This is a genomic window from Ensifer sp. LC11, from assembly GCF_001695835.1.
Lineage (GTDB): Bacteria > Pseudomonadota > Alphaproteobacteria > Rhizobiales > Rhizobiaceae > Ensifer.
In genome coordinates, this window is record NZ_MBSO01000045.1 from 102,962 (window position 1) to 118,686 (window position 15,725).

The window sequence follows — 15,725 nt, forward strand, 5'->3', positions numbered from 1 at the left end:
ATTGTCACCATTTTCCCACAATGCACTGGCACAGCGATACAGGCAATTGTGAGTGGAGAGCATGGCAGACAAACAATTCGCACGAAGCGGGCCGGCTGAATTCGATGTATTGGCAGACGATGATCCGTTGGCCGAACTCGCCCGGATCGTCGGTTACGATGCCCGGCCGGCCGTCCAGCAATTGCAGGAGTTGCAACGACATCAGGAGGCGGTCCGTCAGGACCCTGCCTTCGATCTCGAAGACGAGCTTCTGCGCGCTTTCGACAACTATGATGCGCCGCGGTCTGTGCCGCAGCCGGCGCCACAACCCGTCGACGAGCCCAAGTTCGAACCGATAGCCGAAGCTGCGGTCGAGTTCGAAGAACCTGTGTTTCGCCAGCCGGAGCCGGTCGCGATCGAGCAGGAAGAGCCCGTGTTCCGTCAGCCGGAGCCGATCGAAGCGTTGCCAGATCCTGTCGCTGTTGACGAATACGCCGCGGTGCAGTCGTTCTCGGCGGTGCATCAGGTTGCCGAACAGCAGGCCATCACGTCGTTCGCAGACGAGCCCGCCTTCGACTTGGAGCGCGAACTCGAGCTGTCGCTCGGCGAAGCCGATTTGCTGCAAGACGATGCCCAAGAGACGCCGGCCGCTCAGCCCCAGGACATGTCGGTGGATGCCTGGCAGGCGCCGGGGGATGACGTGTCATCTGCATGGATCGAGCCTGCCCGGGTTGCACAACCGGTTGCCACTGACGAGGAGCCGAGCTTCGACCTTGCGGCCCTGGATCTCCTCGCTGAGGAGCGCCCTGATATCGCCGATGAGCGGTTGGGCGACGTGTCATACGTAAACCCGGCAATCGCGCAAGAGCCTGGTGGCGACGACCTGCTGGCAGACGTCGAGCGCTTCCCGGTTCCGCCGGCTAGTGCCATCGTTGCGGCTGCCGTTCAGTCCCACCCGGCTCTCCATGCCGCTGCGCAACCAGTGGTCGCCCCCGCTGCTGCACCGGCCAGTATCGCCGCTGCGCCGGTGAAAAAGAGCCCTTATCCGTTCACGCCGACCTTTAGTCGGGCCACGCCGGTCGCTTCGCCGTCGGGTTCCAGCCAACAGCGCGCCTTCGCCGGACCACTGGTCTCGTCGGTAGCCACCGTTGTGACGCCTGCGTCTGCCCCGGCAGTCGCTGCTTCCCCGGTTGCTGTGCCGCCGATCGCGATGCCGTTGGCTGAGGTTGCTCAGCCGACCGTAGAGCCTGAGCACGAGCCGAGTTTCGACATCGAGAACTTCGAAATGGAGCTCTCCGATGCTGCCTTGAAGCTCGATCTTTCGGATCTTGGCGCCGCTGAACAGCCGGTGGTCGACGCCCCGCAACTCTCGGCAGAGCCAGCAGCAGGGCCGGCGTTCGTCCCGCAGGACTTTGCCGTGTCGCAGGTGCAGGAACCGCAGCGTTACCAGGAAACTTTCGTAGCATCCGCTCCGGTCGAACCCCAGGAAGCGCCGATCGAAAGCGCGTTGCCTTTCGATCCGACGATGATTGCAGAAGCCGAAAACGGTGTGGCGCCGATCGCCGACATGGACGTGCCGCAATTGCCGGTGATCGAGGCCGAAAAGCCCGCTGCTTACCCTGCGGACTACGACCTCGATATCGACGCAGAAATGGCGCAGCTCTTCGGCACGCCGGTTCCTGCCGCCAAGGATGCGCGGCCTGCGGCCGTTGACAAGGCGGAGGCGGTTCGTCCCGCACGCGCGGCGGACGCGAGCCCGTCCTTCGGAGCGGGTGCGCTCACTGATTTCGACGAGTTCGAGAAGGCGATGGAAGAGGACTTCCGGCGCTCTATGGTCGAGCGCCAGCCCGTGAAGAGGGATGCAGAGAGGGTTTCCGCGGCGCAGATCCAGGAAGATGGCGGCGAATATCGTGAGTTTGGCACAGGTCGTCGCTCTCAGCGCACGATGCTGCTTGCCGCCAGTGTTGCCGGCGTCATCATTCTTGGTGGTGCGGCCGTTTATGCCTGGATGGGCGGTAGTGATGCGGCGACGTCCGCGGAGGGCCCGAAAATCATTCTGGCCGACAAGGCGCCGGTAAAGGTCGTGCCCGAGGAAAAAGGCGGCAAGACCGTGCCGAACCAGGACAAGGCGGTGTACGACCGCGTCGCCGGTGCCCAGGCAGGAGCCCCGCAGCAGGAAGCCCTGGTGTCCTCAACTGAGGAGCCGATGGATGTCGTTCAAAAAACGCTGACGCCGGAAACTCTGCCGCTGGAAGGCAGCGACGACTCGGAAAGCCTGCAAACGGCGTTGCCCGCCGATGGGGCCGGCGAGCGCTTGCTGCCCGACGGCGGCAATGGCGAGACCGCAGCACAGGAAGACGACAAGACGCCGGCTGTCGCGCCAAGGAAAGTGCGCACGATGATCGTCAAGCCGGACGGAACGCTCGTTGCTCGCGAAGAGCCGGTTGCCGCCCCGGCGACCGACGTCGCTGGCGCGACGCAGCCGTTGCCCGAGACGCCTTCGAACGACGTTGCTGCTGCCGGCCAGGCATCGGGTAACGCTGAGCAGGTCGCGCTTGCTGCAACAGGCAATGCCAATATCGAGCAGGTTCCGGTTCGCAACGTCACGACCACGGCAGCCGGTGGCGACAAGGCGCCGACGCCGCAGACGCGTCCTGCCGAGCAGCCGGCCAATGTCGTCGGCACCGTCACGGATCAGGGGAATGTCCGCCCGGCCGAAGAGCAGGCAGCGGTCACGGCCGAGACGCAACCGGCCCAGCAGGTCGCAACCGCACCGGTTCCGGCTGGTAGCTACTTCATCCAGGTCGCTTCGCTGCCGTCCGAAGCCGAGGCGCAGAAGTCCTACAACAGCCTCTCCAACAAGTTTGCGAACGTCATCGGCGGCCGCGGCGTCGATATCCGCAAGGCGGAGATCGCCGGCAAGGGCACCTACTATCGCGTCCGTATCCCGGCCGGCTCCAAGGAAGAGGCCAACGCTCTTTGCTCCAAGTACAAGGGCGCGGGCGGCAGCTGCCTGGTCACCAAGTAGAACTGGATCTACGATAGCATTCATTAAGGGCGCGGCGTACAAAAGCCGCGCCCTTTGCTTTTCGGGCCTTCATTGAGACCTTGTCTGCAATGAGCTTGTGCATGAGTGGCTCCGGCTCCGTCTTTGTGGCTTCGCGCCGGGCGGCGCGCGCTCTATGCTTTTTCCATGAGCGAATCAAAAGCATTTATCTCCGGCTGCAAAGGCCTTTCCCTGACTACCGACGAGCGCGAGTTCTTCGCGGGCGAGCGTCCCTGGGGGTTTATTCTGTTCGGGCGCAACATCGGCGAGGCGGAACAGATTTCCGGTCTGGTGGCGGCACTTCGCGACAGCATCAGCAATCCGAACGCGCCGGTTCTCATCGATCAGGAAGGCGGGCGCGTGCAGCGCATTCGGCCGCCGCTTGTGCAGCAATACCCAAATGGCGCTGCGATCGGCGAAATCTACCGGCGCGACGCGGGACTGGGACTGCGCGCTGCCTGGCTCATGGGTCGCTTGCATGCGTTCGACCTGATGCGCTTCGGCATCACCGTCGATTGCCTGCCGGTGCTCGACGTGCCGATTCCGGGCAGCCACGACGTGATCGGCAACCGTGCCTATGGCCATGACCCTGAGACGGTGACGGCGATCGGTCGCGCCATGGGCGAGGGGCTGAAGGCGGGCGGCATGCTGCCGGTCATGAAGCACATGCCTGGTCACGGCCGCACTTTTGTGGATTCGCACCACAATCTTCCTGTTGTCAGCGCCTCTTTCGACGAACTCGCAGCCAGTGATTTCCTCCCCTTCGTCGCGATGAAGGACGAGGTGATGGCGATGTCGGCGCATATGGTCTTCACGGCGATCGACCCGGAAAATCCGGCGACAACCTCGCCAAAGGTCGTGCAGGAGATCATTCGCGGCCACATTGGTTTCGATGGTCTGTTGATGTCCGACGACGTCTCGATGAACGCGCTGGCCGGCGATATGACGGCCCGCGCCCGCAACATCATTGGCGCAGGACTTGATCTCGTCTTGCATTGTCATGGCATAATGGAGGAAATGAAGGCCGTCGCAGATGTCGTGCCGGTTCTTGCCGGTGAGAGCTTGCGCCGGGCAAGGGCGGCCGAGGCCGCATTCCGAGTGCCTGACGATGCGAACGAAGACGATTTGCGGGCCGAGTTCAACGGTCTGTTTGCAACGGTTTAGGGCAGGCGAGGCCGATAGGAAAGGATCAGACCGTCAGTGAGCAATGCGGGCGAAAGACAAGGCAAGCCTGCGTCAAAGGCGCCGATGGAGCCGCTGTGGCAGGATGAAACTGCCGAGCGCGGGCTGCACGAAGAAGCGCTCGTGGTCGATATCGCCGGCTTTGAAGGCCCCCTCGATCTGCTTCTCCATCTCGCCCGCAGCCAGCGCGTCGACCTGTCGCGCATTTCGGTCCTGGCGCTCGCCGAACAGTACATCGCCTTTATCGAGCGGGCACGCAGCATCCGGATCGAGCTTGCGGCCGACTACCTCGTCATGGCGGCATGGCTCGCCTACCTGAAATCGCGGCTGCTGATCCCGCAACAGGCCAAGGATGACGGTCCTACCGGCGAGGAGATGGCCTCGGCACTGGCTTTCCGGCTGAAACGCCTGGAAGCGATGCGCGAGGCGGCAACGCGGCTCATCAATCGAAACCGGCTTGGTCGGGACGTTTTCGTCCGGGGTGCACCAGAGCATATTGTTGCCGAGAAGACGTCTGGTTTCGACGCGTCGCTCTACGATCTCCTGAGCGCCTATGCGAGCCTGCGCCAACGACAGGCCATCACGCAGGTTACGATCGAGAAGCGCCATGTCTGGTCGCTGTCCGACGCGCGGCTGATCCTTGCCCGCATGATCGGCGACCTCGAAGACTGGACCGCGCTTGATCATTTTCTGATCCGCTACATGACGACCCCGAAAGAGAGGGCGACGGCCATCGCCAGTTCTTTCGCCGCGTCGCTTGAAATGGTCCGTGAAGGCCGGCTGGAGATCCGACAGGAGCAGGCCTTCGCGCCGATCTATCTGAGGCGTGGACCGAACCCGATCGATGCCGAGACGCTTGCCGACATGGAGGCAGCCCGTGGCTGAAGCCCAGAAGTACCTGCCGGGGGTCCCCGACGAGGACGACGAAATCGAAGAGGCACTGCTGGACTCCCGGTTGGAGCAGGAGGCTGAACGGATCGCTGAAGCCCTGGTCTTCGCATCGGCCCAACCGGTGTCTGAGGCCTACATCGAAAGCCGGCTGCCCCGCGGCGCCGATGTTCACCGGATCATGTTGCGGTTGAAGGCGCTCTACGCGACGCGCGGTGTCAATCTCGTTCAGGTGGCTGACCATTGGGCCTTCCGCACCGCGGCTGATCTCTCTTTTGTTGTCCAGACGGACGAGCCCGAGGTCCGCAAGCTTTCGCGTGCCGCCCTCGAGGTTCTGTCCATCATCGCCTATCACCAGCCGGTTACCCGCGCCGAAATTGAAGATATCCGCGGCGTGCAGACCTCGAAGGGCACGCTGGATGTGCTGATGGAGGCGGGCTGGGTGCGCTTCCGCGGGCGCCGGCGCACGCCTGGACGGCCCGTAACTTTCGGCACGACGCGCGATTTTCTCGATCATTTCGGCCTGGAGGAACTGCGCGATCTGCCGGGTATCGAGGAGTTGAAGGGGGCGGGCCTGCTCTCCGGCCGCGTACCGTCGAACCTCAACATTCCCGTGCCCGTGGGCGAAGACGAGCTTGCCGAGAATGAGGATCCCATTACCCAGTTCGACCTGGAGGAGTTGGGGCTCTTGACACCGAAGGGCGAAGAAGCCGATTAGAAAAACCTGATTAGAGATATCGGCTTTCCGTGGCGCCGGGCCAGCTGGCTTTGCGCCACCGGTGTCAAGGAATGCAAGAGCATGGTTTCATATCCGCAGGACGCCCCCGTCATGACGACGCGACGGACGGCCGGCGTATCCTTTGCGGCGAGCCTGACCTTCGACGATATCCACCACAGCTACCACGCGAAGGAAACGATCAAGGGCGTCAGCCTGGCGGCCAAGGCGGGGGAGGTCCTATGCTTGCTTGGCCCTTCGGGCTCGGGCAAGACGACGCTGCTCCGCATTGCCGCCGGGATTGAACGCCAGAGTGCCGGGCGACTGATGCTCAACGGCCAGGAGATCTCCGGCCCCTCGGTTTTCCTGCCGCCGGAAAAGCGCGGCGTCGGATTGATGTTCCAGGACTTCGCGCTGTTTCCGCACATGACGATCCGCGACAATGTTCGCTTCGGCCTGACCGCAATCCCCAAAAAGGAAGGCCTCGTCCAGGCTGACGCGGCGCTGGAGCGCGTCGGGCTGTCGCATTATGCCGACCAATATCCGCACGTGCTTTCCGGCGGCGAGCAGCAGCGTGTCGCACTTGCCCGCGCGCTCGCGCCGCGTCCGGCGGTGCTTTTGATGGACGAGCCGTTCTCGGGGCTTGATTCCCGTCTGAAGGATTCGATCCGCGCCGACACGCTCGCCATTCTGCGCGAGACGCGAGCGACGGCGATCGTCGTCACCCATGACGCGGAAGAGGCCATGCGCATGGCCGACCGCATTGCGCTCTTGAAAGACGGGCGGCTGGTGCAGGTCGGCACGGCCGACGAGCTTTACCGCCAACCGAAGGATCTCTTTGCTGCGGGCTTCTTTTCCGAGATCAATGTCTTCGAGGCGCAGGTTCGCGACGGTCGTGTTGACACGCCGGTTGGAAGCGTGGCGGCCGGTCCTCACCGCGACGGGGAGCGCCTGTCGGTCGCCGTCAGACTTTCCGGCGTACGTGTCGGCGAGGAGGATGGCGACATACCCGCCCGCATTCTCTCCAGGCGGTTCATCGGGGTGGTCGAGCTTTTGGAGCTCGCTGTGCCGGGTTGTGAAGAAGTGGTTCGGGCTCGTATCCGCGCGGACCGATTGCCGCATGGATTGCGCGATGTAATGCTTTCAGTTAACGAGCGGGATATATTACTGTTTGAAAAAAGCGGTTCTGCATCTTAGGTTCTGTCGCGACGAAAATGCGTGCTTGAAGCGCGCCTGAAAATTGACATGTGATAGAGCCTAAATCGGGGAAGGCTCAGAGGAGTAAGAGCATGGGTTCCTTTAGCATTTGGCACTGGCTGATCGTTCTGGTCGTGGTGCTGCTCTTGTTCGGTCGCGGCAAGATCCCCGAACTGATGGGCGATGTCGCCAAGGGCATCAAGAACTTCAAGAAGGGCATGACCGACGACGAAGCGGCTGCAGCCGACAAGACGCTCGACAGCAAGACCGTTGACCACAAGTCTGACGAAGTTCGCTAACGCTCTAGCGTCACTGGGGCCGGTCCGTTCCCAAGAACGGATAGGCTTCCACACGGGTTTGCAGGACATATCGCATGCTTGATATCGGCTGGACCGAGCTTGTCGTCATCGCAATCGTTCTCATCGTCGTCGTTGGGCCGAAAGATCTCCCGCCAATGCTGCGGGCTTTCGGCCGCATGACTGCGAAGCTGCGCGGAATGGCTTCAGAGTTCAGGCACCAGTTCGATGAGGCGCTGCGCGAAGCGGATCTCGACGAGGTCCGCAAAACCATCAGCGACGCGCAGAGCCTCAATCCGGCCAATGCCCTGAGAGAAGCGATCAATCCGTTGCGCCAGATGGGCAACGAGATCAAATCGGACCTGCAGAAGGCGGCAACGCCGGACCGACCCGCCCCGACAAGCAGTGTTGAGCCTGTGACTGCAGCGGAACCGGTTGCTGCAGCTCCAGTGGCGACTGTCGAGGCGAAGCCATCCGATACGGTCGCCGCCGCCGCGATCGGTTCGGCCAATCGCCAGATGGAGCGCTCCGAGGTAGTCGCTGCGCCGGCCGAAAAGCCGAAGCGTGCGTCAAGGGCCAAGGTCGATGCGGCGCCGGCAGCCAAGAAAACCGCCGCGCCGAAGGCAGCCGCGGCCGCCGCCAAGTCTGCGGCCCCCAAGACTGCGGCCCCCAATTCTTCTGCAAAGGTGCCCGCAACGCCGGTCGCCGAAAAGAGCAAGGCAACGTCAGCGGCGCAAGAACCTTTTGCCAAGACGTCCAAGCCCCGCGCGACTGCGCGCAAGAAAGGTGAAGCATGAGCGGCGATATCGAGGATCGGCCGCAGCCGCTGATCGAGCATCTGATCGAATTGCGCAGGCGCCTGATTTGGGCCGTCGGAGCATTCTTCGTCGCGTTCCTCGTCTGCTTTTACTTCGCCAAGGGCCTGTTCAACCTCCTGGTGCTGCCGTTCAAGTGGGCGGTGGGGTGGGCCGGCCTCAGCCATCGCAACGTCGAGCTGATCTATACCGCTCCTCAGGAGTTCTTCTTTACTCAGATCAAGGTGGCGATGTTCGGCGCGCTGGTTATCGCCTTTCCGGTGATCGCCGCGCAGATCTACAAGTTCGTCGCTCCGGGTCTCTACAAGAACGAGCGCGCTGCATTCCTGCCGTTCCTGGTGGCGTCGCCGCTCCTGTTCCTGCTCGGCGGTGCGCTCGTCTATTTCTTCTTCACACCGATGGTGATGTGGTTCTTCCTGGCGATGGAGCAGGGCGGTGGCGAAGGCCAGGTGGCCATCCAGCTGCTGCCGAAGGTCTCGGAGTATCTGAGCCTGATCATGTCGCTGGTTTTCGCCTTCGGCCTCGTCTTCCAGCTCCCGGTGGTCACCACGCTTCTCGCGCGTGTCGGTTTCGTTACCTCGCAGGGCCTCGCGGAAAAGCGCAAGTACGCGATCGTGATCGCCTTCATCGTGGCGGCTGTACTCACGCCGCCGGATCCTGTTTCCCAGATCGGCCTTGCACTGCCCGCCATCCTTCTCTACGAAATTTCGATCTATACGGCGCGACTCGTCGAAAGACAGCGGGCAGCAGACGCGCTCAAGAGCGAGGTTGCCGAGTCGCAGGAAGAAACTTCCGGAGAGGTCGGTCCCGCCAAGGGCTGAGCATTCGAGATTTCGCGCCGTGATCTGACCAACGCGTGGAACGACAATGCTTGATATCAAATGGATCCGTGAGAATGCCGAGATGCTGGACGCCGCGCTGGCGAAGCGGGGCGCGGAGCCTTTGTCGGCATCGCTGATCACTCTCGACGAACGCCGCCGCTCGATCCTTCAATCGCTGCAGGACATGCAGTCGCGCCGCAATGCCGCCTCGAAGGATATCGGCGCGGCCATGGCGCAGAAGAACGCCGAGCTTGCCGAAAAGCTGAAGGCCGAGGTGGCCGAGCTCAAGAACGCCATGCCGGCGCTTGAAGAGGACAGCCGCAAGGTCGAGGCAGAGCTCAACGACGCACTCTCCCGCATCCCGAACGTGCCCCTAGAAGATGTGCCGGTTGGCGAAGACGAGACCGGCAACGTCGTCACGCGCGTCGTCGGCGCCAAGCCAAGCTGGAACCATCAGCCGCGCGAGCATTTCGAGGTTGGCGAAGCGCTGGGCCTGATGGACTTCGAGGGTGCCGCTCGCATTTCCGGTTCGCGTTTCACGATCCTCAAGGGTCAGTTGGCGCGGCTCGAGCGGGCGCTTGGCCAGTTCATGCTCGACCTGCACACGCAGGAACATGGTTACACGGAAGTACAGCCGCCGCTTCTGGTCCGCGATGACGCGATGTATGGCACCGGGCAACTGCCAAAATTTGCCGAAGATCTCTTCCGCACCACCGATGGCCGCTGGCTGATCCCGACGGCGGAAGTGCCGCTCACAAACATCGCTCGCGAGCAGATCCTCGAGGGCGAAAAGCTGCCCTTGCGCTTCACGGCTTTGACGCCGTCCTTCCGCTCGGAAGCGGGCTCAGCCGGCCGCGACACCCGCGGCATGCTGCGCCAGCACCAGTTCAACAAGGTGGAGTTGGTGTCGATCACCGACGCCGACACCTCGATCGACGAGCATGAGCGCATGACGGCTTGCGCCGAAGAGGTGCTGAAGCGTCTCGGCCTGCACTACCGCGTGATGACGCTTTGCACCGGCGACATGGGCTTTGGCGCCCGCAAGACCTACGACCTCGAAGTCTGGCTTCCGGGACAGGATACGTTCCGCGAAATCTCGTCCTGCTCGGTCTGTGGCGATTTCCAGGCGCGCCGTATGAATGCGCGCTATCGTACCAAGGAAGACAAGGGCACCCGGTTCGTTCATACGTTGAACGGTTCCGGCGTCGCGGTCGGACGGGCATTGATCGCTGTCATCGAAAACTACCTGAACGACGACGGCTCTATCTCGGTGCCTGACGTGCTGGTGCCCTACATGGGTGGCCAGAAGCGCATCGAAAAGGCAGCCTGAACGGACGCCGAGGAAGGACATCATCATGCGCATCCTGCTGACGAACGATGATGGTATTCACGCGGAAGGCCTGTCGGTGCTCGAAAGGGTCGCCCGGACGATTTCGGACGACGTTTGGGTCGTAGCGCCGGAAGCCGACCAGAGTGGTCTTGCGCATTCGCTGACGCTTTCAGAGCCCTTGCGGCTCCGGCAGATCGCGGACAAACGCTTTGCGCTGCGCGGCACGCCGACCGATTGCGTCATCATGGCGGTGCGCAAGGTGCTGGATCGAAAGCCCGATCTTGTGCTTTCCGGCGTCAACATCGGTGCCAACATGGCCGACGACGTGACCTATTCCGGGACTGTGGCTGGCGCCATTGAGGGAACCTTGCAGGGGATCCGCTCCATCGCGCTCAGTCAGGCCTACCATCACGGAGCGGGAAAAGCCGTAGCTTGGGATGTGGTGGAGACCCACGCGCCGGCGCTGATCCGCAAGCTGATGGCGGTGGATCTGCCTGACGGCACGCTGCTCAACGTCAACTTCCCGAATTGTTCGGCCGATGCGGTCGATGGCACCGAGGTGACCTCGCAAGGCAAGCTCGACTTTGGCCTGTCGATCGACGAGCGAACCGATGGCCGTGGTTTTCCTTATTTCTGGCTGCGTTTCGGCGAGCGCTTCGGCGATTTTCGTGCCGGCACCGATATTCATGCATTGCGCGAGAACCGGATCTCCGTCACCCCGCTCAAGCTCGACCTGACAGATTATAGTGTTCAGGATCGTCTCGTGCGGGCGCTCAGCGAAGGGGCCCGTTGATTGAGCGCGCGCGTGACCGAACAGGAAGGCTTTGCCAAGATGGTGCTGCGGCTGCGTGCCGAAGGTATCGTCAACCATGACCTGCTGAAGGCGGTTGAACAGACGCCGCGCAGCCATTTTACGCCACCGCAGTACCAGGCTGACGCCTATTCGCAGCGCACAATCCCGCTCGATTGCGGTTCGTTCATGGAAGGGTACGATTTTGCGGTGCGTCTGCTGCATTGCCTGAACCTCAAGGCCGGCCAACGCATCCTCGAAGTCGGAACGGGTAGCGGGTTTACGGCCGCTGTGATGGGGCGCGTGGCTGAACGCGTCCTGACGATCGACCGCTATCAGACCCTGGTGACCTCGGCGCAGAAAAACCTGGAAAAGGCAGGCACTCGCAACGTCATCGTCCGGCATGCGGATGGCAGCGCCGGCGTGCCGGGCGAGGGCACCTTCGATCGCATCCTGATCACGGCCGCCTTCAACAGCCTGCCACGCATGTTTTCCGATCACCTCGTTTCCGGTGGAACTCTGGTGGTTCCGATCATGATGAGCGAGACCCATTGCCGGGTTGTTCGTGTCAACCGGACAGGCAGTCGCTTCGACCGCGAAGATCTGTTCGACGCGCCTTACCTTGCGATCGTGCCGCAGCTCGCGTCGTTTCTCTAGAACGCCGTGCGTTCGGACGAACACACGAAGGACGTCCTAGTACTCCGATCCCAAAGCGTCTTCCGCTTCCAGTGCCTCCGCTTGCTTGCGGGGTGCTTTAGCCGCTGAACGCCTTGGTTAGCGGCCGCCTGTCGCCGTTCGCGCCATTCGTATTAACAAATCCTTAATCGCATCCAGCCTCGCGCAAGCTTCGCGCCATACGCCTGCCGTGCGCGGATTAGGTTCTGCCTGCGAGTCGTCGCTTTATTGCGGCGTGGGCAGGGACCAGTTCGTGAGGTAGACGGAGACGGCACATGCAGATCGCGAACAGGCTGACCGCTGCGGCATCGGGCGACGGGCTGAATAATCTTGCAGGACGCAACGCCGGTCAGGCGAGCGCCGCAGGCAAGGACGAGCAGGCCGCACAGGCGCTTGCGGCGAGCTTCTTCGATCCGACGCCGCGCGTCGCGCTTTCAGCCGATGCTCTGCTTTACTTGAGTCAGACGCGGAAGGCGGCCGAAGGGCAGCCACCGCTCACGCGCGACGAGTGGAACAATCGGCTGTCGCCGCAACTGGCTTCGCGCGAGTACCAGGCCTTCGGCAGGTTCCTGGAGATTGGCGACCATCAGGCCTATTACAAGAATTTCATCGACTACTACGATGGCCTTCGAGCGGAGGATCAAGACAGCCTGCGCTATTTCGGGACACGTGAAGCCGCCGTGGCCGGTCTGCGATCGCTCGAATACGACCAGGCGAGTGGTGCGGACGGAGAATCTGCCTTTCAGACACTGGTGAGCGTGCTGCTCGAAGAAGACAAGACGGCACAGTCCGAAGCCCCAGTCCATCCGTCTGGGCGTCAGATCTTCGGGTGGGATCTGACAAGCATCAGCTATGAAGACGAGCAGACGGAGCGGAGATCCGTATCCGAGATCGAGCGCCTATACGCCGAGTTGATGTAACAGCTGGCAGCAATTCGGAAGGGCTGATCCCCAATCTGGCGCGACCTTTCGGAGGCCTCAATCGAGCGGGACGAGAGGTCGGACGGGCTATGGTTAGCATTTGGTCAAATTAGTCCATTGGGGGTGCCGACCTTAACTGAGCGGTAACTCTAATACGCTTTAATCATCCCACATCGAGTTGCGTTCGGAGTGGGTAAGCGTCATGCGTAAGTTTGTATCTCCCGGGGTTGGAAAGTCGACGATCCGCCTGTGCGTGGCGGTCCTGCTAGCAGGCGTCGCGACGGGCTGCAGCTCGGATGCCAGCCGGTTTGATGGATTGTTCTCCCGGTCGGACACCATCACGACAAATTCAATTCCGCGAAACACGACGCCGGTCCCGCGTGGCGACGTGGATGTCGGCCAGATGGCAACGTCGGCAGATTCGCGCAACGCCGCTCTCGGTCAGCCTTATCCGGCTGCTGGCGGGCAGGGTCTTTATGATCCGGTAAATACGGCATCCACGCCGGTTTCGAACGCCCGGAGCGCGTCGACCCCCATCTCGGTCCAGCGTACGACGCTGGCCGACCCGACGTCGGCAACGCATCGGCGCCCGGAAGCGCAGCCGTTCCCGGCTGCACGCCAGCAGGCCGCACTTGCGACGCAGCAGTCGCTGCCGACAACGGTCAAGGAAACGGCCAGCAAGAGCGGTTGGACGACGCAGAATGCGCCGACGATCATGGTTCGCCCCGGTGACACGGTTGCGGTCCTGTCCAAGCGCTTCGGGGTTCCGGAGAAAGAAATCCTCAAGGCCAACGGCCTGCAGTCCGCAGCGCAGGTCGAAACCGGCCAGCGCCTCGTCATCCCGACCTTCGGGGTTGCCGGCAGTGCTGCGAAAGCGGCTGCCACCAACTCGCTCGCAGATCTCGATGGCAACAACCGCCAGCCTTCGCCGCTGCCGACCAATCAGCGCGACGTTGCGATCCTGCCGGGATCGTCCCAGTCCCGCGAAAAGGGCGAAGGCAAGAGCGACGTCGTTGCTGGCAAGCCGGCAACGAACGGCGAGGGTGCTGGTGGCGGATCCTACACTGTTAAGGCGGGCGACTCGCTGAACCGCATTGCCAAGACGACCGGCGTGTCGGTCGCGGCTCTCAAGCAGGCGAATGGCCTGACGGCCGAGTCGATCCGCGTCGGCCAGACGCTGAAGCTGCCGGGCGCGCAAGGCACTGCGCCGGATCCGGTCAAGACCGCTTCGGTTCCGGGCAAGAAGGCTGAGCAGCAGGTCGCGTCGCTCGACAAGAGCAAGCCAGCGGAATACCAGCCGCCGGCCACCAAGCAGAGCGTTACGGACGTTGCGGCCATCAAGACGGATGTCGACGAGGACTCTCCGAAGTCGACGGGCATCAGCAAGTATCGCTGGCCGGTGCGCGGCGCAGTGGTCGCCGGTTACGGCGCCAACGTCGACGGCAACCGCAACGACGGCATCAACATCTCGGTGCCCGAGGGCACGCCGGTCAAGGCAGCCGAAAACGGCGTCGTCATCTACTCGGGCAGCAGCCTGAAGGAACTCGGCAATGCTGTGCTGGTCCGTCACGATGACGGCACGGTCACGGTCTATGGCAACGCGTCCGAACTCAAGGTTCAGCGCGGCCAGAAGGTTCAACGCGGCCAGACGCTCGCCGCCTCCGGCATGACCGGTCGCGCCAGCCAGCCTCAGGTTCACTTCGAAGTGCGCAAGAACGCAACGGCCGTAAACCCGGCAACCTTCCTCGAGTAGTCGGACACAGCGGCTCCCGCTGGTCGGATACGGCGGCGGGAGCGAGTTGACGATCAGAATTGTGCAGCACCGCCTGACCATTCGGACAGGCGGTGCCGCCGTCGTTTCGCTTGCCTCGCGGGATCTTTGCGCGATGCGCGGCCCGGGATTATGCCTCGAGCCTGTGGCGCAGACGGCCGGCAAGGTCCTGGATGAATTGCCAGGCGACACGGCCTGACCTGGCGCCGCGGGTCGTCGCCCATTCCAGCGCCTCGGCATGCAAGGCCTCGCTTTCGACCTTGAAGCCGTAGTGCCGTGCATAGCCGTCGATCATGGCAAGGTAGTCATCCTGGCTGCATTTGTGGAAACCGAGCCACAGGCCGAAACGATCGGAAAGCGACACCTTCTCCTCGACGGCTTCCGACGGATTGATGGCGGTCGATTGCTCGTTCTCCATCATATGTCGCGGCAGAAGGTGGCGCCGGTTCGAGGTTGCGTAGAGCAGAACATTCGACGGACGCCCTTCGACGCCGCCGTCGAGCACCGCCTTCAGTGATTTATAGGAGGTATCGTCATGATCGAACGACAGGTCGTCGCAAAAGACGATTACCGGCACCGGCGCGTTCTTGAGGATATCCATCAGCGCGGGCAGGGTGGCGATATCCTCGCGGTGCACCTCGACGAGCTTGACTGCGACGCCGGTATCGCGTGCGACCTGTGCGTGTACGGACTTCACCAGCGAGGACTTGCCCATGCCGCGCGCGCCCCAGAGAAGCACGTTGTTGGCCGGATATCCGTCGGCAAAGCGCAGCGTGTTGTCGAGCAGGATGTCACGCACATGATCGACGCCGGTTATCAACGAGAGCTCGATACGGTTCGGCTTGGCGACCGGCTGCAGGTGATGGCTTGCCGGCGCCCATACGAAGCATTCGGCGGCATTCCAGTCATTGGCTGCCGCGGCAGGGCCCGCCATGCGCTCGATCGCCGCGGAAAGCTTCTGCATTTCCCTGATGAGAACGTCGATCTTTGCTTCCGGCATCTGTCTCTCTCCACTAGCTGAATCAGTCGTTTGGCCGTGCTGCGCTGATTCGATACGCCACGGCCGGAGTGTTAACGGTATCCGCTTCGCGGCCGTGACCCACCAGAAACCCGGTAGCACGCAGGTTTACGCTGGAAAAGGCCGCAGAGCCTTGCGCGGGGGGTTCTCCTGTTGTGCAATTTGTGTCAGAGGCACAGGAACGGGTACGGGTGCCCACGGCTTTGCAGAGCGGCCGGGCGTCCCTATATTCCGGCCGATTTGGTGCGGAGGAACCGCCGATATTTGAACTCAAGGAGTGAT

General features: G+C 62.6%; 14 protein-coding genes. 13 read left to right on the plus strand and 1 reads right to left on the minus strand.

The features are described 5' to 3' along the window. Positions 1-61 precede the first annotated feature (61 nt). From BBX50_RS24475 to BBX50_RS24535, 13 genes are all read left to right on the plus strand, one after another. Positions 62-3,007, plus strand: coding sequence for an SPOR domain-containing protein (locus BBX50_RS24475; RefSeq protein WP_065777902.1), 2,946 nt, complete (start codon positions 62-64; stop codon positions 3,005-3,007). A 165-nt stretch (positions 3,008-3,172) separates the two neighbouring features. Beyond that, positions 3,173-4,189 carry a beta-N-acetylhexosaminidase gene (gene nagZ, locus BBX50_RS24480; RefSeq protein WP_065778024.1) on the plus strand — a complete coding sequence of 339 codons (1,017 nt, stop codon included), beginning with the start codon at positions 3,173-3,175 and terminating at the stop codon, positions 4,187-4,189. A gap of 84 nt (positions 4,190-4,273) precedes the next feature. Continuing rightward, positions 4,274-5,092: a ScpA family protein gene (locus BBX50_RS24485; protein ID WP_065778025.1), complete on the plus strand. Its 819-nt coding sequence runs from the start codon at positions 4,274-4,276 to the stop codon at positions 5,090-5,092. Then, positions 5,085-5,813 (plus strand): SMC-Scp complex subunit ScpB, encoded by a 729-nt coding sequence (gene scpB, locus BBX50_RS24490; protein ID WP_065777903.1) that lies wholly within the window; start codon positions 5,085-5,087, stop codon positions 5,811-5,813. Before BBX50_RS24485 ends, scpB begins: the two co-directional genes overlap by 8 nt. Positions 5,814-5,894: 81 nt before the next feature. Beyond that, a complete protein-coding gene (locus tag BBX50_RS24495; RefSeq protein ID WP_065777904.1) occupies positions 5,895-7,007 on the plus strand; it encodes an ABC transporter ATP-binding protein in 1,113 nt (370 codons plus the stop codon). A gap of 92 nt (positions 7,008-7,099) precedes the next feature. After that, positions 7,100-7,306 carry a twin-arginine translocase TatA/TatE family subunit gene (locus BBX50_RS24500; protein ID WP_065777905.1) on the plus strand — a complete coding sequence of 69 codons (207 nt, stop codon included), beginning with the start codon at positions 7,100-7,102 and terminating at the stop codon, positions 7,304-7,306. Between the two features lie 74 nt (positions 7,307-7,380). Continuing rightward, entirely contained in the window at positions 7,381-8,100 is a 720-nt protein-coding gene (gene tatB, locus BBX50_RS24505) for a Sec-independent protein translocase protein TatB (protein ID WP_065777906.1), read from the plus strand. Continuing rightward, entirely contained in the window at positions 8,097-8,939 is an 843-nt protein-coding gene (tatC, locus tag BBX50_RS24510; protein WP_065777907.1) for a twin-arginine translocase subunit TatC, read from the plus strand. Before tatB ends, tatC begins: the two co-directional genes overlap by 4 nt. Before the next feature lie 46 nt (positions 8,940-8,985). Next, positions 8,986-10,269, plus strand: a complete 1,284-nt coding sequence (serS, locus tag BBX50_RS24515; RefSeq protein WP_065777908.1) for a serine--tRNA ligase — start codon at positions 8,986-8,988, stop codon at positions 10,267-10,269. Between the two features lie 25 nt (positions 10,270-10,294). Continuing rightward, positions 10,295-11,062 carry a 5'/3'-nucleotidase SurE gene (gene surE, locus BBX50_RS24520; protein ID WP_065777909.1) on the plus strand — a complete coding sequence of 256 codons (768 nt, stop codon included), beginning with the start codon at positions 10,295-10,297 and terminating at the stop codon, positions 11,060-11,062. Beyond that, positions 11,063-11,716 carry a protein-L-isoaspartate(D-aspartate) O-methyltransferase gene (locus BBX50_RS24525; RefSeq protein WP_065777910.1) on the plus strand — a complete coding sequence of 218 codons (654 nt, stop codon included), beginning with the start codon at positions 11,063-11,065 and terminating at the stop codon, positions 11,714-11,716. 293 nt (positions 11,717-12,009) lie between these two features. Continuing rightward, positions 12,010-12,654: a biotin biosynthesis protein BioC gene (locus BBX50_RS24530; protein WP_065777911.1), complete on the plus strand. Its 645-nt coding sequence runs from the start codon at positions 12,010-12,012 to the stop codon at positions 12,652-12,654. A gap of 202 nt (positions 12,655-12,856) precedes the next feature. After that, positions 12,857-14,407 carry a peptidoglycan DD-metalloendopeptidase family protein gene (locus BBX50_RS24535; RefSeq protein ID WP_065777912.1) on the plus strand — a complete coding sequence of 517 codons (1,551 nt, stop codon included), beginning with the start codon at positions 12,857-12,859 and terminating at the stop codon, positions 14,405-14,407. Between the two features lie 148 nt (positions 14,408-14,555). Here the strand turns inward: BBX50_RS24535 and BBX50_RS24540 are convergent, their stop codons facing one another. Beyond that, positions 14,556-15,425 carry an ATP-binding protein gene (locus BBX50_RS24540; protein WP_065777913.1) on the minus strand — a complete coding sequence of 290 codons (870 nt, stop codon included), beginning with the start codon at positions 15,423-15,425 and terminating at the stop codon, positions 14,556-14,558. Between the last annotated feature and the right edge of the window lie 300 nt (positions 15,426-15,725).